Below are 20,060 nucleotides of genomic sequence, written 5' to 3'. Positions count from 1 at the left end.
TTTCGTGGATGTGACTCCATTATCCCGCATGGACACGTCCCCCGATGAACGCGCGGCGCCGTGCTACGGCCGCCGCGTCGCCGACCGGCGGTGGAGGGGGCGCGCGCGGACGCCGGACGGGGGCGCGACGCGGATCACGGCGGCGTCCAGTCGGCGGTGGTCATGCGCCAGACGACGTCGATCCAGAGCCACTGCCCGGCGATCGCCGCGAGCACGAGGGCGACCCGGTAGGCGCGCGACCGCGGCAGGGCGAGGGCGCCGGCCAGCGGGATCATCGGCAGCAGCAGGCGGAACAGGCTCGACTGCGGGAAGAAGACGGCGAGCAGGTAGACGCCGTACGCGGCGACCCAGATGCGGAGCTCGGGGCCGAGCGCGCGCACCGCGGGCAGGAGCAGCATCCCGGCGGAGACCGCCACGACGAGGACCACGGCGATCACGCCTGCCGGGCCGCCGATCCAGAAGGCCGCGCCGTCGAACCAGGGCTCGAAGGGGATCAGGTGGCGGAAGCCCGTGTAGCCCGCGCGCCAGGCGAGCTCGGTGTCGGTGTAGGCGGTGGGCGAGCCCGTGCGGATCCACGCGATCACGGGCCAGGCGAGCGCGGCGCCCCCGGCGGCGACCGCGGCCGCTCCCGCGCGCGCCCGCTCCGCGACGGGGAACGGGTCGACGCCGGCCGTCCGCAGCCGGTGGACGATGTGCAGCACCAGGGCGAGCGCGAAGGCCGCGCCGAGCGGCCGGGTGAAGGCGAGCAGCACGACGGCGGGGACGAGCACCGCGTAGCGCCGGTCGACCAGGAGCAGCAGCGCCCACAGCAGGACGAGCGCCGACAGGCTCTCCGCGTACCCGATCTGGAACAGCGGCGACAGCGGGGCCACGCAGACGAGGACCACGGCCGTCCTCACCGCACCGGGCGGCAGGAACCGCGACAGGAGCCGGTGCAGCACCAGCACGGCGCCCGCGCCCGCCACGAGGGACACGGCGACGGCGGCCTGCTCGAAGGTCGCGCCGGTCACGACCTCGACGACGCGCACGACGGCCGGGTAGACGGGCATGAACGCCCACGCGTTCGGCTGCACGTGGCCGGCGGCGTCGACCGGGAGGACGGACGGGTAGCCGCGCAGCAGGATCGTGCGGTACCAGCCGGTGTCCCAGAACGTCGCGAACTGCAGCAGGCTCGGGGACGCGGGACCCCACGGCGACGCGATCTGCGTGCGGGCGGCGAGGAGCATGAGCGCGGACGTGAGGACCCGCGACGCGGCGTACACCGCGAGCACGCCCGCCCACCAGGGCCAGCGCCCGCGGACGGCGGCCTTGCCCGGATCCGCGGGCAGCTCGCGCGCGCCCTCCGCCGGTGCGGCCGGCCGGGTCAGCGCGCGGTCAGCCACGCCCGGAGGCCGCGCTCGCACGAGGTGATCTGGGCGACGTCGACGCGCTCGTCGTCGTGGTGCGCGAGGAGCGGATCCCCGGGGCCGTAGTTGACGGCGGGCACGCCGAGCGCGCTGAAGCGGGCCACGTCGGTCCAGCCGTACTTGGGACGCGCCTCGCCGCCGACCGCCGCGAGGAAGGGCTGCGCGATCTCGGCGTCGAGCCCGGGCCGCGCGCCCTCGGCGAGGTCGACGACCGTGACCTCGAAGCCGGGGAAGAGGCTCGTGACGTGCTCGACGGCCTCGGCGCCGGAGCGGCTCGGGGCGAAGCGGTAGTTGACGTGCACCATCGCCTCGTCGGGGATCACGTTGCCGGCGATGCCGCCCGAGACGCCGACCGCGTTGAGGCCCTCCCGGTACACGAGCCCGTCGACCTCCACCTCGCGCGCCTCGTAGGCGGCCAGCGTGGCGAGCACGGGCGCGATGCGGTGGATGGCGTTCTCGCCGACCCACGAGCGGGCCGAGTGCGAGCGCTTCCCGTACGCGCGCACCTCGACGCGGAGGTTGCCGTTGCAGCCGCCCTCGATCTCGGCGCGGGTGGGCTCGCCGAGGATCGCGAAGTCGCCCTCGAGGAGCTCGGGGCGCGTGCGGGCGAGGCGGCCGAGCCCGTTGAGGCTGTCGGACACCTCCTCGTGGTCGTACCAGATCCACGTGACGTCGTAGGCGGGATCCGCGAGCTCGGCCGCGAGGACCAGCTGCACGGCGACCCCCGCCTTCATGTCGACGGTGCCGCGGCCCCAGAGGTACTCGACGCCCCCGTCGTGCTCGGTGCGCGTGGGCAGGTTGCGGTTGAGCGGCACGGTGTCGATGTGGCCGGCGATGACGACCCGGCGGTCGCGGCCGAGGTGCGTGCGGGCGATGACGGCGTCGCCGTCGCGGAGCACCTCGAGGTGGTCGCAGCCGGCGAGCGCGCGCTCGATGGCGTCGGCGAGCGGGGCCTCGTCGCCCGATACGGACTCGATGTCGCAGATGCGCCGGGTGAGCTCCACGCTCCCGGCGGTGAGGTCGAGGTCGGGCGCGGGGGGTGTCTCGGTCGGCATGCGGATCATCCTAGGTCGGGGGCCGGACGCGGTCCTGGAGAGCGCCCGGGCGACGAGCGGCGATCGGTACGCTGGCCGCATGGCCTCCCCCGCTCCGACCCCGTCCACCGCGCCCGCCACCGGATCCGCGTGGGGCTACGGCCTCGCCACCGTCGCCTCCGACGGCACCGTGCTCGACACGTGGTTCCCCGCGCCGGAGCTGGGCTCCCTGCCCGCGGGCCGCGACCGCTGGATCGCGCCGGCCTGGGTGGAGGAGCTCGCGGTCGCCGACCCCCGCCGCGGCGTGACGATCGACATCGTCACCGTCGAGATCGACCTGCAGGCGCCGCCCGCCTCCACGCCCGACGCCTACCTGCGGCTGCACCTGCTCAGCCACCTGCTCACGGCACCGAACACGATCTCGCTCGACGGGATCTTCGGCCACCTCCCCATCGTCGTGTGGACCAACGCCGGGCCGGTGCACCCGGACGACTTCGACCGGCTCCGCCCCTCGCTGCAGCGGGCCGGGATCGCCGCGCACGGGGTCGACAAGTTCCCGCGCCTGCTCGACTACGTCACGCCCGACCGCGTGCGCATCGCCGACGCGTCGCGCGTGCGGCTCGGCGCGCACCTCTCCCCCGGCACCACCGTGATGCACGAGGGCTTCGTCAACTTCAACGCGGGGACGCTCGGCTCCTCCATGGTCGAGGGGCGCATCTCGCAGGGCGTGGTCGTCGGCGACGGGTCGGACATCGGCGGCGGCGCGTCCATCATGGGGACGCTCTCGGGCGGCGGCACCGAGCGCGTGGTCATCGGCGCGCGGGCGCTGCTCGGCGCGAACTCGGGCGTCGGCATCTCCATCGGCGACGACAGCGTCGTGGAGGCCGGCCTCTACGTGACGGCGGGCACCAAGGTCCGGCTCGCGGGCGAGTCGCCGGGGGCGGACGGCCAGGTGCGCCAGGTGAAGGCCGTCGAGCTGTCGGGGCTCCCGGGGATCCTCTTCCGCCGCAACTCCCTGACGGGCGCCGTCGAGGCAGTGCCGCGTCGCGGGGGCGGCACGATCCTCAACGAGGCGCTGCACGCGTAGCGGCACGCGCGACCGCTCCGCCGCCGGCATCCGCGCGGATCAGCGTCGCAGGTAGCGGCGGCGGGGCGCCGCGGTCCCGTCGGGTGCGGGGTCGATCCGCAGCACGTCCACCACGACGGCCGTGACGTTGTCGCGCCCGCCGTTCTCCAGCGCGTGCTCGACGAGGTCGCGCACCGCGGTCGACGCGTCGTCGGCGCGCAGGAGGTGGCCGCGGATCTCCGCGTCGGCCAGCTCCTTGGTCAGCCCGTCGGAGCAGACGAGCAGGCGCAGCCGCGCGGTGACGGGCAGCAGCCAGTAGTCGGCCTCGGCGGCGTCGCCGACGCCCACCGCGCGCGTGATGATGTTGCCGTCGGGGTGCCGATCCGCCTGCGCGCGCGTGATCCGGCCCGCGTCCACCATCTCCTGCACGACGGAGTGGTCGACCGTCACCTGCTCGAGCACCTCGCCGCGCAGCTGGTACACGCGCGAGTCGCCGACGTTGAACACGGCCCAGTACGGCCGGTCGGAGACGAGCGTGAGGCACGCGCCCGTGACGGTGGTGCCGGCGTGCAGCTCGAGGTCGCCGGTCTCCTCGCGGATGTCGTCGACGGCGAGCTCGAGCGCCGGCTCCACGCCCTCGGGATCCGCGAACCCGCCCTCGGCGCGGCCCTGCTCGTCGGCGAGGCGGCGGATCACCGCGTCGCTCGCCACGTCGCCGGCCGCGTGCCCTCCCATGCCGTCGGCGACGGCGAAGTAGGGGACGGCGGCCAGGAGGCTGTCCTCGTTGTGGTCGCGGCGGAGGCCGCGGTCCGTGGCCGACGCCCAGCCGAGCACGAGAGTGCGGCCGTCGGGCAGCGCGAGGGCGGTCTCGACGACGTCCGGTCCGATGGCCGTCATCGGGCCGACAGGATCTCGAGGACGACGCCGTCGCCGACGTCGACGCGGGTGCCGGGCACCACCACGAGCGACTCGCCGGGCCGCAGCGCCAGTCGCTCGGCGCCCGGGGCGAGCACGACGGTGCCGTTGGTGGAGTCGAGGTCGGTCACGACGATGGCGCCCGCCTCCTGCCGCACGGACAGGTGCGTGCCCGAGATCTCACCGAGCGGCGAGGGCACCGCGACCAGCCGCGGCGGCGCGCCCCGGACGATGCGCGGCGGGCGCGGGCGGCGGCCGATGAGGACGGGCACGTCGAGCGGGATGCGCTCGGTCCCCGCGTCGACGGGCGATGCGCCGCCCGTCGCGTCCTCGCGGAGGATGCGGATCGCATGGACGACGCGGGGGCCGTCGGCCTCGGGCGCCGTGGGGATCGCGACGGTGGGCACGCCAGCCGAGCGCGCACGGGCGGCCGCGTCGGGACCCGCTGCGGCGTCGGCCGCGGCGGCGCCGGCCGCGGCGGCGCGGCGCGGCGGCTCCGCGTCCGTGACGGCGTCGGGGTGCGCGTGCGCCCCGCGGCGGCGGCCGGAGGGGGCGGCCGGAGCGGACGCGGGGGCCGACGGTCGGCCGGCCGGCGGCGGATCGAGGACGGTGGCGACGAGCGCGGGGGCCGCGGCGGTCGACGACACCGTGCCGGGCTCCCAGGCGACCGCGTCGCCCGCCGCCGCCCCGGCCCGCAGGGGCAGGCCGTCCGGGGCCGCCGTGGACGCCTCAGCGGCGGCCCGCGCCGCGCGGTACGCGATGACGCGCTCGACCGTCGCGAGGTAGAAGGGCAGGGCGTCCCGGGCATCCAGGCGCCGGGGCTCCGGCTCGCCGGCGACCGCGACGTCGAGCACCGCGTCGCCCCGCAGCACGACCTGCAGGCTCAGCCCTCCGCCGGCGTCGCCGCGCTCGTGCACGACCACCGCGAAGGACGCGACCTCGTCCGGCCCGCGCAACGGCAGGACCGCGACGATCGACTCGGCGGGCACGGCCGGATCCTGCACCGCGCGCCAGACGTCCTCCACGATGCGCGGACGCACGCCGGCGGGCAGCAGCACGGCCGCGTGAGGCACGGCGACCACGACGCCCGCGGGTCCGGCGCCTGCGGGAGCGGATCGGTGGGAGCCCTCGCTCACGTCATCGGCTCCATCGAGGGTCGGCGCCCGGGCGGGCGGATCGGCGTCGGGCCTCGGGCGGTCGGACGCGCTGAGAGGGATCCTACCGCGCGGGCGTGCCCCACCCGAGGGGTGCGCGGGAGGCCGTCGCTCCGCGGATCCGCGGTCGCGGAGGGGCATCCGCGCTGCGGGAAGGGCCGCCTGCCGCGGATCCGGTTGCCCGACCCCCGCCGGACTGCCATGCTCGGACGATGAGCACGCCGCCGCGCCCCTCCGCCCGCGGGCTCCCGATCGACCGGATCTCCCGCTCCATCGTGGAGCAGCTGCGCGAGGACGGCCGCCGCTCCTACGCCGAGATCGGCAAGGCCGTCGGGCTGAGCGAGGCCGCCGTCCGCCAGCGCGTGCAGAAGCTCACCGACGGCGGCGTGATCCGCATCGTCGCGCTCACCGATCCGCAGCAGCTCGGCCTCACCCGCCAGGCCATGATCGGGGTGACCGTGAGCGGCGACGTGCGCGTCGTCGCGGACGCCCTCGCCGCCATCCCCGCGGTCGACTACGTCGTGATGACGGCGGGCACCTTCGACCTCCTCGCCGAGGTCGTCTGCGAGGACGACGAGGAGCTCGTGGAGCTGCTCAACGCCCGCATCCGCGCGCTCGACGGCGTGGTGAGCACCGAGACGTTCGTGTACCTGAAGGTGCACACGCAGGACGGGCACGGGCGCTCCCGGTGACCGCGGCGCGGAGGCGCCGCCTCCTCCCCCGACCGGCGCGGCGTCCCCTCTCCCCCGACCCCGGCGGCGCCGCGGTGATCCGGTGCGCACGTCGTACCGTCGCCGCATGACCCCCTCTCCCTCCGCATCCGCGATCGCCCCTCCCCGCACGCCCGACGGCCGCGCGGGCGCCCTCCCGGCCGACGCCGCCCTCCTGCGGATGCCGTCGCCCGTCGGCCGCCTGGAGCTCGTGGCCGAGGACGACCGCGTCGTGTCCCTGTCCATCGCCACCGCGGGCGCCCTGCCGCTCGACCACCTCGACGACCGGCCGAGCCCGGTGCTCGCCGAGGCGGCGCGCCAGCTCGAGGAGTACTTCGCCGGCCGCAGGGGCGCGTTCGACGTGCCCCTGCGGCTCACGGGCTCGGCGTTCCAGGTCGCGGTCTGGGAGGCGCTCACGCGCGTGCCCCACGGCGGCGTCACCACGTACGGCGCGCTCGCGCTCGCAGCCGGTCGTCCCGGAGGGGCGCGGGCCGTCGGCGGTGCGGTCGGCGCCAACCGGCTCTGCATCCTCGTGCCGTGCCACCGCGTCCTCGGCGCCGACGGGCGGGTCACCGGCTTCAGCGCGGGCGACGGGATCACGACCAAGGTGTCGCTGCTCGCGCTCGAGGGATCGGTGCTGTCCTCGTGACCCGGCCGTCGCTCGTCACCGGGGACGACGGCGTCGTCCGCTGCGCCTGGTCGGCCGCCGATCCCGAGTACCGCCGCTACCACGACGAGGAGTGGGGCCGCCCGCTGCACGGCGACCGGCCGCTGTTCGAGAAGCTGTGCCTCGAGGGCTTCCAGGCCGGCCTCTCCTGGATCACGATCCTCCGCAAGCGCCCGCGGTTCCGGGAGGTCTTCCACGGCTTCGACGTCGACGCCGTCGCCGCCATGGACGAGGACGACGTCGAGCGGCTGATGGGCGACGCCGGCATCATCCGCAACCGCGCGAAGATCCTCGCGGCGGCGGGCAACGCACGGGCCGTGCACGCGCTCGTCGACGAGCGGGGCGAGGGCGCCCTCGACCGGATGATCTGGGCGCACGCGTCCGACCCGGCCACGCGGCCCCGGCCCGCGACCGCCGACGACATCCCGGCCGTCACCGCCGAGTCCACGGCGCTCAGCCGCGAGCTCAAGGCGCACGGCCTGCGCTTCGTCGGCCCCACGACCGTCTACGCGCTGATGCAGTCCTCCGGGCTCGTCGACGACCACGTCGTCGGCTGCCACCGGGCCGCCTGATCCCCCGCGTCGTGCGACGTGCCGCCGACGGCAGACGGGCCGCGAGCGTCAGCCGTGGGCTGCCACCAGCACGAGCTCGCCGGTGTCGCCGCGGCTCAGGTCGATGCCCGCCGACACCGCCCAGTCGAGCAGCTCGGCGACGGACCCGAGGTCGCGCCCGGCGAGGATCAGCGCGCGCACCAGCTCGCCCTTGGCCTTCTTGTTGAAGTGGTTGAGCGCGCGCACCGTGCCGTCCGCGCCGCGTGCGACGACGCGGACCACGGCGGAGTCCTCGTGGCCGGGCCGCGGTCCGAGCGCCGCGTAGCCCTCCGAGCGCAGGTCGAGCACGAGGCCGGGCACGCCCTCGAGGGCCCGGCGCACCGAGGCGACCCAGTGGGCCTTCATCCGGAGCCCCGGCACCCTGCTGTCGTGCGAGAGCCGGTACGCGGGGATGGGATCCATCGCCATCACCGGCCCGAGGAGCGCCGAGTGCACCGCGACGTGACGTCCCGCGAAGGCGGACTGCGCGGCGTCGAGGCCCTCGGCCCGGATCGGATCGTAGAGCACGCCCGTGTAGCGGAGCAGCGCCGGCATGGTGGGCGACGACTCCAGGAGGCGGTTCCGCTCGACCTCCCCGGCCTGGCGCGGTCCGAGCTTGAGCACGCGCGCCGCCGCCTCCGGATCCCGGGCGAGGTCGGCCACGGCACGCACCACCGTGCGCCGTTCCGCGGTCAGCTCCGCGAAGGCGAGCCGCTCGAGGTCGAGGTGCGACCCCTCCTCGCCGCCGTCGCGCTTCGTCTCGGACGGGGGCAGCAGGACGAGCACGGGACCTCCGGGCGGGTGTCGGGACGGAAGGGGCGGTCGAAGGGCGGGGCAGGGCGACGCGAGCGCCGCGCGGAGGCCGGAGCACCGGGGCGCCGGATGGCCGTGCGGCCGTCCGGCCGCGACGGGACCGAGCGCATGACGGCGCGGCAGCATCTCCCGGCGACCACCCGGACGCACGACGGCGGGCGGCCCCCGAGGGGACCGCCCGCCGTCGGACGGACGCGGCGCTACGCGACCAGGGAGGCCTGGCGCGCGACCACGGTCACGTTGTCGTTCTCCACCGAGAGGAAGCCCTCGTCGGCGTCGGCCGTGATCACGGCGCCGCCGTCCTGCGTGATGCGGACGTTGCCGGTCGCGAGGATCGCCAGGAGCGGCTCGTGACCGGCGAGGATGCCGATCTCGCCCTCGCTGGTGCGCGCGACGACCATGGACGCCTGCCCCGACCAGACCTGCTGGTCGGCGGACACCACGGTCACCGTGAGATCAGCGCGGGCCATGTCAGCCGTTCTCCTTCTGGATCTCGGACCAGCGGCGCTCGACGTCGTCGAGGTCGCCGACGTTGAAGAACGCCTGCTCGGCGACGTGGTCGTAGTCGCCGTCGGCGATCTTCGAGAACGACTCGATGGTGTTCTTCAGCGGCACGGTCGAGCCCTCGACACCCGTGAACTTCTTCGCCATGTACGTGTTCTGCGAGAGGAACTGCTGGATGCGGCGGGCTCGGGAGACCGTGACCTTGTCCTCCTCGGAGAGCTCGTCGACGCCGAGGATCGCGATGATCTCCTGGAGCTCCTTGTTCTTCTGCAGGATCGCCTTGACGCGGGTGGCCGTGTCGTAGTGCGCCTGGCCCAGGTACCGCGGGTCGAGGATGCGGCTGGTGGACGTCAGCGGGTCGACGGCAGGGTAGAGGCCGCGCGAGGCGATCTCGCGGCTGAGCTCCGTCGTCGCGTCGAGGTGCGCGAACGTGGTGGCCGGTGCCGGGTCGGTGTAGTCGTCCGCGGGGACGTAGATGGCCTGCAGCGACGTGATGCTGTGGCCGCGGGTCGACGTGATGCGCTCCTGGAGCACGCCCATCTCGTCCGCGAGGTTCGGCTGGTAGCCCACCGCGGACGGCATGCGGCCGAGCAGCGTCGAGACCTCGGAGCCGGCCTGCGTGAAGCGGAAGATGTTGTCGATGAAGAGCAGCACGTCCTGGTTCTTCACGTCGCGGAAGTACTCCGCCATCGTGAGCGCGGACAGGGCGACGCGCAGGCGCGTTCCCGGCGGCTCGTCCATCTGGCCGAAGACCAACGCGGTCTTGTCGAAGACGCCGGCCTCCTCCATCTCCATGATGAGGTCGTTGCCCTCACGCGTGCGCTCGCCGACGCCGGCGAACACGGACACGCCGCCGTGGTCCTGCGCGACGCGCTGGATCATCTCCTGGATGAGGACGGTCTTGCCGACGCCCGCGCCGCCGAACAGGCCGATCTTGCCGCCCTGCACGTACGGGGTGAGGAGGTCGATGACCTTGATGCCGGTCTCGAACAGCTGCGTCTTGGACTCGAGCTGGTCGAACATCGGGGGCTTGCGGTGGATGGGCCAGCGCTCGGTGATCTCGATCGGCTCGCCGCCGACGTTGTTCAGGATGTCGCCGGTGACGTTGAAGACCTTGCCCTTGGTGATGTCGCCGACGGGGACGGAGATCGCCTCGCCGGTGTCGCGCACCTCCTGGCCGCGGACGAGGCCGTCCGTGGGCTTGAGGGCGATGGCGCGGACCAGGTCGTCGCCGAGGTGCTGGGCGACCTCGAGCGTGATCTCCGTCGACTCCTCGCCGATGGTGATCGTGGTCTTCAGGGCGTTGTAGACCATGGGGATCGAGTCGTGCGGGAACTCGATGTCCACGACCGGGCCGGTGACGCGTGCGATGCGTCCGACGCCGGCCACCCTGTCGGTGTCGACCGGCGCAGTGGCGGTGTCAGTCATTGTCTCTCTCTTCTTTCGTGAAGCGGGGAAGTCTTACTTGGCTGAGGCGAGCGCGTCCGCGCCGCCGACGATCTCGGAGATCTGCTGCGTGATCTCGGTCTGCCGCGCGTTGTTCCGCAGCCGCGTGTACGTGGTCACGAGCTTGTCGGCGTTGTCGCTCGCCGACTTCATGGCCTTCTGGCGCGCGGCGTGCTCGGAGGCGGCCGACTGCAGCATGGCGTTGAAGATGCGGCTCTCGATGTAGACGGGCAGCAGCGCGTCGAGCACGTCGCCCACCTCGGGCTCGAACTCGTAGAGCGGCAGGACGGCGCCGTCACCGGGAGCCTCCACCCCCTCGACGACCTCGAGCGGCAGCAGCCGCACGACCTCGGGCTTCTGCGTGGCGATCGACACGAAGCGGTTGAAGACGATGTGGATCTCGTCCACGCCGCCCGCGGACGCCTCGGTCACGAACTTCTCCACGAGCGCGTCGCCGATGGACTTCGCCATCTCGAACTCGGGCTTCTCGGTGCTGCCCGTCCAGATGCGCTCCGAGGCGCGCTTCCGGAACTTGAAGTACCCGACGGCCTTGCGGCCCACCAGGTAGTAGACGATCTCCTTGCCCTGCGAGCGGAGCAGCTCGGCGAGCTGCTCCGACTCCTTCAGGACGCTGGAGCTGAACGCGCCGGCCAGGCCGCGGTCGGAGGCGAAGACGACGATCGCCGCCCGCTCCACCTTCTCGGGCTCGGTCGTGAGGATGTGGTCGACGTTGGAGAACGTCGCCACCGCCGAGACCGCGCGCGTGACGGCACGGCTGTACGGCGCGGACGCCGCCATCCGCTGCTGCGCCTTCTGGATGCGCGACGCGGAGATCAGCTCCATCGCGCGGGTGATCTTCTTCGTCGTCTGCGCGGACTTGATCTTCTGCGTGTAGACCCGGAGTTGCGCTCCCATGAGTCTCCCTATCGGTCTCGGTCGGTGGCGGATCGGTGAGGCGAGCGCGTCAGCGCTTGCCCTTGACGATCTGCTCCTGGTTGACGTCCTCGGCCTTGGCGGGCTCGAACCTCTCGGATCCCACGGAGGCGAGCGGCTTGCCCTCGCCCGTCTGGAACTCGAGCTTGAACTGGTCCACGGCCTTGTCGAGCGCGTCGGTGATGTCGTCGGTGAGGACGTTCTTCTCCTTGAGCTGCGACAGCACCTCCGTGTTGCGGTGGAGGTGGTCGAGCAGCTCGCGCTCGAAGCGGAGGATGTCCTCGACGGGGACCTCGTCGAGCTTGCCCTTGGTGCCCGCCCAGATCGAGACGACCTGCTCCTCGATGGGGAACGGCGAGTACTGGGGCTGCTTGAGCAGCTCGGTGAGGCGCGCGCCGCGGGCGAGCTGGCGACGGCTGGCCGCATCGAGGTCGGACGCGAAGATCGCGAACGCCTCGAGGGAGCGGTACTGCGCCAGCTCGAGCTTCAGCGTGCCGGAGACCTTCTTGATGCTCTTCACCTGGGCGTCGCCGCCGACGCGGGACACCGAGATGCCGACGTCGACCGCGGGACGCTGGTTCGCGTTGAACAGGTCGGACTGGAGGAAGATCTGGCCGTCGGTGATCGAGATCACGTTGGTCGGGATGTACGCCGAGACGTCGTTCGCCTTCGTCTCGATGATGGGCAGGCCCGTCATCGATCCGGCGCCCAGCTCGTCCGAGAGCTTGGCGCAGCGCTCGAGCAGGCGGGAGTGCAGGTAGAACACGTCGCCGGGGTACGCCTCGCGTCCCGGCGGGCGGCGCAGGAGGAGCGAGACGGCGCGGTAGGCCTCGGCCTGCTTGGACAGGTCGTCGAAGATGATGAGGACGTGCTTGCCGCCGTACATCCAGTGCTGGCCGATGGCCGAGCCGGTGTAGGGCGCCAGGTACTTGAAGCCGGCGGGGTCGGACGCGGGGGACGCGACGATGGTCGTGTACTCCATGGCGCCGGCCTCCTCGAGGGCGCCGCGCACGGAGGCGATGGTCGAGCCCTTCTGGCCGATGGCGACGTAGATGCAGCGCACCTGCTTGTTCGTGTCGCCGGACTCCCAGTTGGCCTTCTGGTTGATGATCGTGTCGATCGCGATGGCCGTCTTGCCGGTCTGGCGGTCGCCGATGATGAGCTGGCGCTGGCCGCGGCCGATCGGGATCATGGCGTCGATCGCCTTGATGCCGGTCTGCATGGGCTCGTGCACGCTCTTGCGCTGCATGACGCCGGGCGCCTGGAGCTCGAGGGCGCGACGGCCCTCGCTCGCGATCTCGCCCTGGCCGTCGATGGGGTTGCCCAGCGGGTCCACGACGCGGCCGAGGTAGCCGTCGCCGACGGGGACGGAGAGCACCTCGCCGGTGCGGCGCACCTCCATGCCCTCCTCGATGCCGGCGAACTCGCCGAGCACGATGACGCCGATCTCGCTCTCCTCGAGGTTCTGGGCGAGGCCCAGGGTCCCGTCGGCGAACGTGATGAGCTCGTTGGCCATGACGCCGGGCAGGCCCTGCACGTGGGCGATTCCGTCGCCCGCGTCGAGCACGTACCCGACCTCGGTGGTCGAGGCCTTGCCGGGCTCGTAGGACTGCACGAAGTCCTTGAGCGCGTCCCGGATCTCGTCGGGGCTGATCGAAAGTTCTGCCATCTTCTTTCCCTTTGCATTCACGGGAGCCGACGGCTCCCGAGGTGACGCCCGCCGGTCAGGCGAACTGGAGTCTCAAATCGTTGATCCTGGTGGCGACGCTGCCGTCGATGACGTCGTCGCCGATCTGGACGCGGAGGCCGCCGACGAGGTCGCGGTCCACGACCTGGTTCAGCTCGACCCGCCGGGAGTACCGGCGGCTCAGTGCCTGCGCGAGGCGCTCCGACTGCTCGGGCGACAGGGGCGAGGCGACGCGGACGGTGGCGATGGTGAACCCCGCCTGGTCGGCCACGAGGGTTGCGGCGTGGCGCACGAGCTCCCCCATGCGGCGGCCGCGGGGCTGCTGCACGAGCTGCTCGACGATCACGACGGTCTGCTCGGACGCCCGGCCGCCGAGGAGGCGGTGGACGAGCGTCGACTTCGCCTCGGCGTCGCCGAGCTTGTCGCCGAGCGCGAGCTCGAGGCCGTCGTCCATGGACACGGCCCGGCCGAAGGTGAACAGCTCGGCCTCGAGGGGCGTGCCCTCGGGGGCCGAGATGGCCACGGCGCGGATGCCGAGCTCCTCGATGCCCGCCAGCAGCTCGTCGTGCGACGACCAGCGGCCGTCGACGACCGCACGGAGGACGCGGAGCGCCGGCTCCTGCACGGTGCCGCCGAAGACCCGGTCCACGATGGAGTGCTTGACCTCCGGCGCGATGCCGGTGTCCGCCAGTGCGGAGAGCAGGTGCGTGGATCCGCCGATGGCGCGGCCGGCTCCGAGGAGCTGACCGGCCGTCGACAGGTCGACGCCCCCGAGCTCCGCGAGGACGCGGCGGGCGGAGTCCAGCGATGCGCGCGATGCACTGCCCATCAGCTGGCGGATCCCGTCCTGCCGGCGGTCTCGCTGGCCTCCAGGTCGGCGAGGAACCGGTCGACGAGCGCGGTGGAGCGCTGGTCGTCCGTGAGGCTCTGGCCGATGACGCCCGACGCGAGGTCGATCGCGAGCGAGCCGACCTCCGAGCGGAGCGAGACGACCGCCTGCTGGCGCTCGGCCTCGATCTGCTGCTGCGCGCTGGCGGTGATCCGGGCGGCGTCGGCCTGGGCCTGCTCCTTGATCTCCGCGGCGATGGCCGTGGCGTCGACGCGGGCCTGCTCGCGGATGCGGCCGGCCTCGGCGCGTGCCTCGGCCAGCTGCGCGGTGAGCTCGGCCTTCGCGGCGTCGGCCTCGGCCTGCGCGCGCTCGGCCTTCTCGATGCCGCCGGCGATGGCCTCGGTGCGGCCGTCGAGCATGGCGTAGACGCGCGGGAGCGCGTACTTCCAGATGACGACCAGGAGGACGACGAACACGACCGCCGACCACACGATGTCGTAGACCGCGGGTAGGAGGATGCTCGGCGCTTCTTCACCTGCCGCCATCACGTTGTGGGGCGTGAGCATGTGCGTGTCCCCTAGTTGGTGAAGATGAAGTAGGTCGCGAGGCCGATGAGCGCGAGCGCCTCGGAGAACGCGATGCCGAGGAACATCGTGGTGCGGAGGCTGCCGGCCATCTCGGGCTGGCGGGCCATGGCCTCGACGGTCTTGCCGGCGACGATACCGACACCGATGCCGGGGCCGATCGCTGCGAGGCCGTAGCCGACGGTCGCGATGTTGCCGGTGATCTCGGCGGTGATGATGGGGTCCACTGGGGTTTCCTTCCGGTTGGGTGATCTCGTTGGTCGACGAGATCGCTTAGTGCTCCTCCGCCACGGCCATCTGGATGTAGACGGCGGTGAGGAGGGCGAAGATGTAGGCCTGCAGGACGGCGACGAGCAGCTCGAAGAGCGTGAACGCGAATCCGAGGACGAGGGTGCCGGCGCCCAGGATCTTGAGCGCGCCCTGCGCCTCGAAGAGGAAGAACCACGTCGCGGAGAAGCAGAGCACCAGCAGGAGGTGCCCCACGAGCATGTTCATCAGGAGTCGGAGCGTGAGCGCGACCGGCCGGATGATGAACGTCGAGAGGAACTCGATGGGCGTGAGGAGGAGGTAGACCGCCTTCGGGGCGCCGGCCGGGAACAGCGTGTTCTTGAAGAACATCGCGCCCCGGTCCTTGATGCCGGCGTAGATGAAGGTCACGTAGGCGACGAGCGCCAGGAGCAGCGGGAGCCCGATGACCGACGTGCCCGCGATGTTGAGGAACGGGATGACGCCGGTGAGGTTCATGCCGAGGACCAGGAAGAAGATGGTCATCAGGATCGGGAGGAACCGACGGCCGTCCTTCTTGCCGAGGATGTCCTCCGCGATGTTGACGCGGACGAAGTCGACGCCCATCTCGACGAGGTTCTGGCCTCGGCCGGGGACCAGGGCGAGCTTCCGCGTGCCGACGACGAACAGGACCACCAGCACCGCCATCACCAGGAGCCTGATGAGCATGATGCGGTTGAGGTCGAAGCCCGTGCCCTCGAAGAAGGCGATCGGCGGGAAGAACTCCGAGAGCGTGGGAGCGTGGAACCCCTCACCCGAGTCTTCAGCGGCGAGGGTGATGATGCTGGGTGCAGCGGTGGCTAACAGCGCTATCTCCTGTTTCGGGGCGTGGAGCGCGAGCTCTCGCGGCGACGAACGGATGGGGTGAGAAGACGCCGGCGTGAGGTGGTTCTGGGCACGGCCCGACGGGAATCGTCACGAGAGAGACTATCAACAATGAGGGTGCCCTGACTAATCGCGTCCCCCCTGCCGACGGCCGGGCGGCGCGCGCCTAGCGTCCGGGCAGGCGCGCGTCGCTGACGTAGCCGACGCGGGCCTTGGTGATCACGATCATGTCCATCACCAGGGCGCCCACGACGCCCACGATCACGGTCACGAACAGCACGACGAGGTTGATCCAGGGCTGCTCCTTGAGCGCCAGGGCGATGGCGAGGAACACCACGAACTTCAGCAGCCAGGCGCCGAGCACCACCGAGAAGAAGATCGTCGGGTAGATCGGCGAGGACTGGAACCGGTTCGCGAAGAGGATGCTGCCGGCCGTGAGCCCGAGGAAGACGAGGGCCATGGCGCTGCCGATCACGGCGCTGAGGAGCCCGCGGCCGCCGTCGACCGCGAAGCCGACGATCCCGCCGACCACCGCGATGGCCAGGGCGAGCACGGCGCCGCCGATGAGGATGCGCGCGAAGACGTCCTTCCGCGCGGGCTGCTCCGCGGGGCCGGGCGCGCTCGGGGTGTCGGTCATGGGGTCTCCTTGCTGTTCCCGGCGTGCGGGGCGTCGGTGGATCGGGTCGCGTTGGCCCCGGTGGCGAGGTCGGCGTGCTCGCGCTCGACGGCCTGGAGCTCGGACTCGGTGAGTCGCGCGAGCGGGCGGTCGACGGCGGCCTCGTCGAGCGGGTCGTACGCGGCGGCGTCCTCCGACTCGGCGTCGGCGGGCACGAGCTGCGCGGCGGCCTCGAGGCGCTTGCGTCGGCTGAGCGGGGCGAGGGTCACGACCGCGCAGGCGACCATGCCCACCGCGATGAAGCCGACGCCCCAGGCGTAGGGCTGGACGACGAACATGAGCAGGCAGCCGGCGGACACGACCCCGGTCCACGCGTAGAAGATCAGCGTCGCGTGCAGGCGCGAGTGGCCCATGTCGAGCAGGCGGTGGTGCAGGTGCTTGCGGTCGGCGCTGAACGGCGACTTGCCGGCCTTGAGGCGCCGGAACACGGCGAGGGCGAAGTCGAGCAGCGGGACGATGAGGATCGCGAACGGCAGGAGGATCGGCAGGAACGCGGGCAGCAGCTGCGAGCGGCCGAAGGTCTCCGGGTTCGGGTCGATCTCGCCCGTCACCGCGATGGCGCTCGTGGCCATGAGGAGGCCGACCAGCAGCGCGCCCGCGTCGCCCATGAAGAGCTTCGCCGGGTGCCAGTTGAACGGCAGGAAGCCGAGGCACGCGCCGATGAGGATCGCGCTGATGAGCGAGGCGAGGTTGAAGCGCTCCGTCTGGCCGGTGGCGGTGTCGGAGAGCAGGAAGCTGTAGAGGAAGAACGCGCCGTTCGCGATGATCGCGACGCCGGCGACCAGCCCGTCGAGGCCGTCGATGAAGTTGACGGCGTTCATGACGAGGACGATCGCGAAGATCGTCAGCATGATCGACATCTGGGACGACCCGACCGTGAGGCCGCCGATGGGCAGCGACGAGATGGCGACGCCCTGCCAGGCGAGGAGGCCGGCGGCGAGGATCTGGCCGGCGAGCTTGATCATCCAGTCGAGGTCGTAGATGTCGTCGAGGACCCCGATGACCACGATCATGAGCGCGGCGCCGAGGATGGCGAACACGGGGCCGGGCCGCTCGAAGACCAGGCCGAACCACGACACCTGCGAGGCGACGGCGAAGGCCACGAGGATCCCGGCGAACATGGCGACGCCGCCGAGGCGGGGCGTGGGCTGCGTGTGGACGTCGCGCGCCCGGATCGCGGGGTAGAGCCGGTAGCGGTAGCCGAGCTTCATGACGACCATCGAGAGGACGAGCGTGATGACCGCAGACACGACCGCCATGGCCGCGTAGTAGGTCACCGGGGGTGCGCGGGCGGATCCGCGGGGGGCTCGGCCGACGACGGCGCGTCGGCGGGCTGCGCGTCGGCCGGCGCCGCGGACGCCGGTTCGGCGTCGGGCTCGACGAAGGCGGGGTACGTGGGGCCGGCGGCGGGCGCCTCGGCCGCGGGCGCGGCGACGGCGGCGGGATCCGCGGACCCGTCGGTGCGCTCGGCGCCGCTCGCGATGCCGCGGGGCGCCTCGACCTCGTCGGGCCGGTCGGCCTCGGCGGGAGCGTCGGCTGCGGCGGCGTCGGCGTCCGCGTCGCGCGCCTCCGGCTCGGACGGCGCGGCCACGACGGGCTCGAGCTCGTCGCCGATGAGCTGCTGGATCTGCGCGCGCGTGACGGCGCCCTCGCGGACGATGCGGACACGACCGCCCGCCTGGGTGACGCGCGACGCGTCGACGATGGTCGAGGCCGCTCCCCCGGCGGCGCCGCCGTCGAGGAAGATCGAGACGGCGTCGTCGAGCTGCTCGGCGGCCTCCTGCGCGGTGGCCGCGGCGGGCCGGCCCGTCTTGTTGGCGGACGACACCGCGAGCGGCCCGGTCTCCGCGAGGAGCTCGAGCGCGAAGGAGTTGGCGGGCATGCGGAGCGCGACGGTGCCGCGCGTCTCGCCGAGGTCCCACACGAGCGACGGCTGCGCCACGAGGATCACGGTGAGGCCGCCCGGCCAGAACTCGTCCACCAGGCGGCGGACGACGTCGGGCACGAAGTCCGCGAGGGCGTCGAGCGTGGACTGCCCGGGGATGAGGACGGGCGGCGGGGCGTCGCGACCGCGGCCCTTCGCGTCGAGCAGCCGCTGCACCGCCTCGGGGTTGAAGGCGTCGGCCGCGACGCCGTAGACCGTGTCCGTGGGGATGACGACGACCTCGCCGCGGCCCACCGCCTGTCGGGCGAGTCTCATGCCGGTGAGGAGGTCGGTGTCGACTGAGCAGTCGTAGATGCGCGCCATGTCGTCGCTCATCGTAGCCGAGCGACCGGCCCCGCCCCTGAGCGGCGGACCCGCGTGGCGTGCGCCCCCGCATACTGGGCGTGATGACCTCCGCGCCCTCCTCCCCCGCGCCCGACGGGCTCCTGTTCGTGTTCGACATGGACGACGTGCTCTACGACCACGACTGGCGCGGGCCGGCCGACCGGATCACCGCGGCGACGGGCCACGACCTCCCGGAGCTCCGCCGCCGCTGGTACAACGACGAGGGCGAGTGGGCCGCCGAGGCGGGCCGCTTCGACGCCGACGCGTACCTCGCCGCGTTCTGCGCCGCGGTCGGGGTGGAGCTGGACGAGGCCGAGTGGGTGCGCCGCCGCCGCGCGTCCATGGTCGTGCGCCCGGCGGCGCTGGAGGCCGTGGCGCGGGCCCGGGAGGCGGGGCGGATCACGCTGCTCACCAACAACAACGCGCTCGCCGCCCGGCACCTGCCGGAGCTCGCGCGTGAGCTCGTGCCGCTGTTCGGCGTCGAGCACCTGCGGACCTCGAGCGGGTACGGCGCCCGGAAGCCGGATCCCGCCGTGTTCCGCGGGGTGCTCGCCGCCTACGGGCAGCCGGCCGGGCGGACGTTCTTCGCGGACGACCGGCTCGACAACGTGGAGTCGGCGCGCGGGCTCGGGATCCACGGGCATCACGTGCGCGGCGACGGCGACCTGCTGCCCGCGGTCGAGGCGTTCATCCGGGCGCAGGCGCAGGCCGGCTGACCGGGCCCTGCGCCGCCCGGCGGAGCGGGCGCGTGATCCGCGTCAGCGCAGCGCGGTCGTCGCGCGATCGCGGCGGGTGAGGTCCTGGTGCGTCGCGGTCGCGCGCCAGCCGTCGGCGTCGAGGAGCGCGCGGATCGCGTCGCCCTGCAGCTCGCCGTGCTCGATGACGAGCGCGCCGCCGGGGTGCAGGAGGCGCCGGGCGGTCGCCGAGACGAGCCGCACGACGTCGAGGCCGTCCGCGCCGCCGTACAGCGCGAGCGCGGGATCGTGCAGCCGCACCTCGGGATCGCGCGGCACCGCGTCCACGGGGATGTAGGGCGGGTTCGACACGACGACGGACACCGTGCCGTCGAGCGCGGGGAACGCGTCGGCGAGGTCGCCGAGCACGAGGTCGACGCGGGGCGCGAGCCGGGCGACGTTGCGCGCGGTCCAGGCGTGCGCGGCCGGAGAGACCTCGACCGCGTGCACGCGCGCGTGGGGCACCTCGGTGGCGAGGGCCAGCGCGAGCGCGCCGGATCCCGTGCCCAGGTCGACCGCGACGGGCGCGTCCCCCGGCGCGGCCGACAGCGCGTCGATCGCGAGCTGCGCCACGTGCTCCGTCTCGGGCCGCGGCACGAAGACGCCGGGACCCACGAGGAGCTCGAGGGACCGGAAGTGCGCCACGCCCGTGATGTGCTGCAGCGGCTCGCGGCGGGCCCGACGGGCGGTCAGCTCGAGGACGCGCCGGGCGTCCGTGGAGTCGACGGCCGCGCGCGTGATGGCGCGCGACTGCACCTGCCCGCGGCTGAGGCCGAGGACGTGCCCGACGAGCAGCTCCGCGTCGACCGCGGGATCCTCGATCCCGGCCGCCGCGAGCGCCCGGCCGACGCGCATGCGGAGGGCGTCCACGGTGTCCGGGACGCCCTCCCCGTCAGCCACGGGCGACGGGTCCGCGCGCGGCCTGCGCACGGG

The 20,060-nt window shown here is 73.2% G+C and carries 22 protein-coding genes; 5 read left to right on the top strand and 17 right to left on the bottom strand.

Annotated features, from left to right (window positions below):
• Window positions 1-134: 134 nt before the first annotated feature.
• Entirely contained in the window at window positions 135-1,382 is a 1,248-nt protein-coding gene (locus H9X71_RS05530; protein ID WP_244961822.1) for a hypothetical protein, read from the bottom strand.
• On the bottom strand, window positions 1,364-2,461 hold the full coding sequence (gene dapE / locus H9X71_RS05525) for a succinyl-diaminopimelate desuccinylase (protein ID WP_191148689.1): 1,098 nt from the start codon (window positions 2,459-2,461) through the stop codon (window positions 1,364-1,366). Before dapE ends, H9X71_RS05530 begins: the two co-directional genes overlap by 19 nt.
• A gap of 79 nt (window positions 2,462-2,540) precedes the next feature.
• Here dapE and dapD point away from each other — a divergent pair, with 79 nt between their 5' ends.
• The gene (dapD, locus tag H9X71_RS05520; RefSeq protein ID WP_191148688.1) at window positions 2,541-3,527 is read left to right on the top strand and encodes a 2,3,4,5-tetrahydropyridine-2,6-dicarboxylate N-succinyltransferase; all 987 of its coding nucleotides are present in this window, start codon (window positions 2,541-2,543) and stop codon (window positions 3,525-3,527) included.
• A gap of 39 nt (window positions 3,528-3,566) precedes the next feature.
• Here dapD and H9X71_RS05515 read toward each other — a convergent pair whose 3' ends face one another.
• Together H9X71_RS05515 and H9X71_RS05510 are read right to left on the bottom strand one after the other, a co-directional pair.
• Window positions 3,567-4,403, bottom strand: coding sequence for a PP2C family protein-serine/threonine phosphatase (locus H9X71_RS05515; RefSeq protein WP_191148687.1), 837 nt, complete (start codon window positions 4,401-4,403; stop codon window positions 3,567-3,569).
• Entirely contained in the window at window positions 4,400-5,557 is a 1,158-nt protein-coding gene (locus tag H9X71_RS05510; RefSeq protein ID WP_191148686.1) for an FHA domain-containing protein, read from the bottom strand. The genes H9X71_RS05515 and H9X71_RS05510 overlap by 4 nt, the downstream gene beginning before the upstream one ends.
• A gap of 230 nt (window positions 5,558-5,787) precedes the next feature.
• Here H9X71_RS05510 and H9X71_RS05505 point away from each other — a divergent pair, with 230 nt between their 5' ends.
• The 3 genes from H9X71_RS05505 to H9X71_RS05495 all read left to right on the top strand — a co-directional run bounded on the left by H9X71_RS05505 (window position 5,788) and on the right by H9X71_RS05495 (window position 7,524).
• Window positions 5,788-6,267 carry an Lrp/AsnC family transcriptional regulator gene (locus H9X71_RS05505; protein ID WP_191148685.1) on the top strand — a complete coding sequence of 160 codons (480 nt, stop codon included), beginning with the start codon at window positions 5,788-5,790 and terminating at the stop codon, window positions 6,265-6,267.
• A 106-nt stretch (window positions 6,268-6,373) separates the two neighbouring features.
• A complete protein-coding gene (locus H9X71_RS05500; protein WP_244961820.1) occupies window positions 6,374-6,934 on the top strand; it encodes a methylated-DNA--[protein]-cysteine S-methyltransferase in 561 nt (186 codons plus the stop codon).
• The gene (locus H9X71_RS05495; RefSeq protein ID WP_191148684.1) at window positions 6,931-7,524 is read left to right on the top strand and encodes a DNA-3-methyladenine glycosylase I; all 594 of its coding nucleotides are present in this window, start codon (window positions 6,931-6,933) and stop codon (window positions 7,522-7,524) included. The genes H9X71_RS05500 and H9X71_RS05495 overlap by 4 nt, the downstream gene beginning before the upstream one ends.
• 48 nt (window positions 7,525-7,572) lie before the next feature.
• Here H9X71_RS05495 and yaaA read toward each other — a convergent pair whose 3' ends face one another.
• The 12 genes from yaaA to H9X71_RS05435 form a co-directional block, all read right to left on the bottom strand.
• Window positions 7,573-8,328: a peroxide stress protein YaaA gene (gene yaaA, locus H9X71_RS05490; RefSeq protein WP_191148683.1), complete on the bottom strand. Its 756-nt coding sequence runs from the start codon at window positions 8,326-8,328 to the stop codon at window positions 7,573-7,575.
• A gap of 227 nt (window positions 8,329-8,555) precedes the next feature.
• Complete coding sequence (locus H9X71_RS05485; RefSeq protein ID WP_191148682.1) at window positions 8,556-8,825, bottom strand: F0F1 ATP synthase subunit epsilon; 270 nt, start codon at window positions 8,823-8,825, stop codon at window positions 8,556-8,558.
• A 1-nt stretch (window position 8,826) separates the two neighbouring features.
• Window positions 8,827-10,287, bottom strand: a complete 1,461-nt coding sequence (gene atpD / locus H9X71_RS05480) for a F0F1 ATP synthase subunit beta (protein ID WP_191148681.1) — start codon at window positions 10,285-10,287, stop codon at window positions 8,827-8,829.
• Window positions 10,288-10,320: 33 nt separating this feature from the next.
• Window positions 10,321-11,220 carry a F0F1 ATP synthase subunit gamma gene (locus tag H9X71_RS05475; RefSeq protein WP_191148680.1) on the bottom strand — a complete coding sequence of 300 codons (900 nt, stop codon included), beginning with the start codon at window positions 11,218-11,220 and terminating at the stop codon, window positions 10,321-10,323.
• Between the two features lie 49 nt (window positions 11,221-11,269).
• A complete protein-coding gene (gene atpA, locus H9X71_RS05470) occupies window positions 11,270-12,907 on the bottom strand; it encodes a F0F1 ATP synthase subunit alpha (protein WP_094115478.1) in 1,638 nt (545 codons plus the stop codon).
• A gap of 55 nt (window positions 12,908-12,962) precedes the next feature.
• Complete coding sequence (locus tag H9X71_RS05465; RefSeq protein ID WP_191148679.1) at window positions 12,963-13,754, bottom strand: F0F1 ATP synthase subunit delta; 792 nt, start codon at window positions 13,752-13,754, stop codon at window positions 12,963-12,965.
• The gene (locus H9X71_RS05460; RefSeq protein ID WP_191148678.1) at window positions 13,754-14,320 is read right to left on the bottom strand and encodes a F0F1 ATP synthase subunit B; all 567 of its coding nucleotides are present in this window, start codon (window positions 14,318-14,320) and stop codon (window positions 13,754-13,756) included. The genes H9X71_RS05465 and H9X71_RS05460 overlap by 1 nt, the downstream gene beginning before the upstream one ends.
• Window positions 14,321-14,331: 11 nt before the next feature.
• A complete protein-coding gene (locus H9X71_RS05455) occupies window positions 14,332-14,565 on the bottom strand; it encodes an ATP synthase F0 subunit C (protein WP_012299262.1) in 234 nt (77 codons plus the stop codon).
• A 46-nt stretch (window positions 14,566-14,611) separates the two neighbouring features.
• On the bottom strand, window positions 14,612-15,436 hold the full coding sequence (gene atpB / locus H9X71_RS05450; RefSeq protein ID WP_483398707.1) for a F0F1 ATP synthase subunit A: 825 nt from the start codon (window positions 15,434-15,436) through the stop codon (window positions 14,612-14,614).
• Between the two features lie 178 nt (window positions 15,437-15,614).
• Window positions 15,615-16,085 (bottom strand): Cg1360 family ATP-synthase-associated protein, encoded by a 471-nt coding sequence (locus tag H9X71_RS05445; RefSeq protein ID WP_191148677.1) that lies wholly within the window; start codon window positions 16,083-16,085, stop codon window positions 15,615-15,617.
• Window positions 16,082-17,401, bottom strand: a complete 1,320-nt coding sequence (locus tag H9X71_RS05440; RefSeq protein WP_191148676.1) for an MraY family glycosyltransferase — start codon at window positions 17,399-17,401, stop codon at window positions 16,082-16,084. The genes H9X71_RS05445 and H9X71_RS05440 overlap by 4 nt, the downstream gene beginning before the upstream one ends.
• Entirely contained in the window at window positions 17,398-18,384 is a 987-nt protein-coding gene (locus H9X71_RS05435) for an L-threonylcarbamoyladenylate synthase (RefSeq protein WP_342355637.1), read from the bottom strand. Before H9X71_RS05435 ends, H9X71_RS05440 begins: the two co-directional genes overlap by 4 nt.
• A gap of 71 nt (window positions 18,385-18,455) precedes the next feature.
• Between H9X71_RS05435 and H9X71_RS05430 the strand changes: the two genes are divergently transcribed.
• Window positions 18,456-19,109, top strand: a complete 654-nt coding sequence (locus tag H9X71_RS05430) for an HAD-IA family hydrolase (protein WP_191148675.1) — start codon at window positions 18,456-18,458, stop codon at window positions 19,107-19,109.
• Window positions 19,110-19,151: 42 nt separating this feature from the next.
• Here the strand turns inward: H9X71_RS05430 and prmC are convergent, their stop codons facing one another.
• Entirely contained in the window at window positions 19,152-20,027 is an 876-nt protein-coding gene (gene prmC / locus H9X71_RS05425; RefSeq protein ID WP_191148674.1) for a peptide chain release factor N(5)-glutamine methyltransferase, read from the bottom strand.
• Between the last annotated feature and the right edge of the window lie 33 nt (window positions 20,028-20,060).

This window comes from Clavibacter zhangzhiyongii (genome assembly GCF_014775655.1).
Lineage (GTDB): Bacteria > Actinomycetota > Actinomycetes > Actinomycetales > Microbacteriaceae > Clavibacter > Clavibacter zhangzhiyongii.
This window is presented reverse-complemented; position numbering and strand designations above follow the sequence as displayed.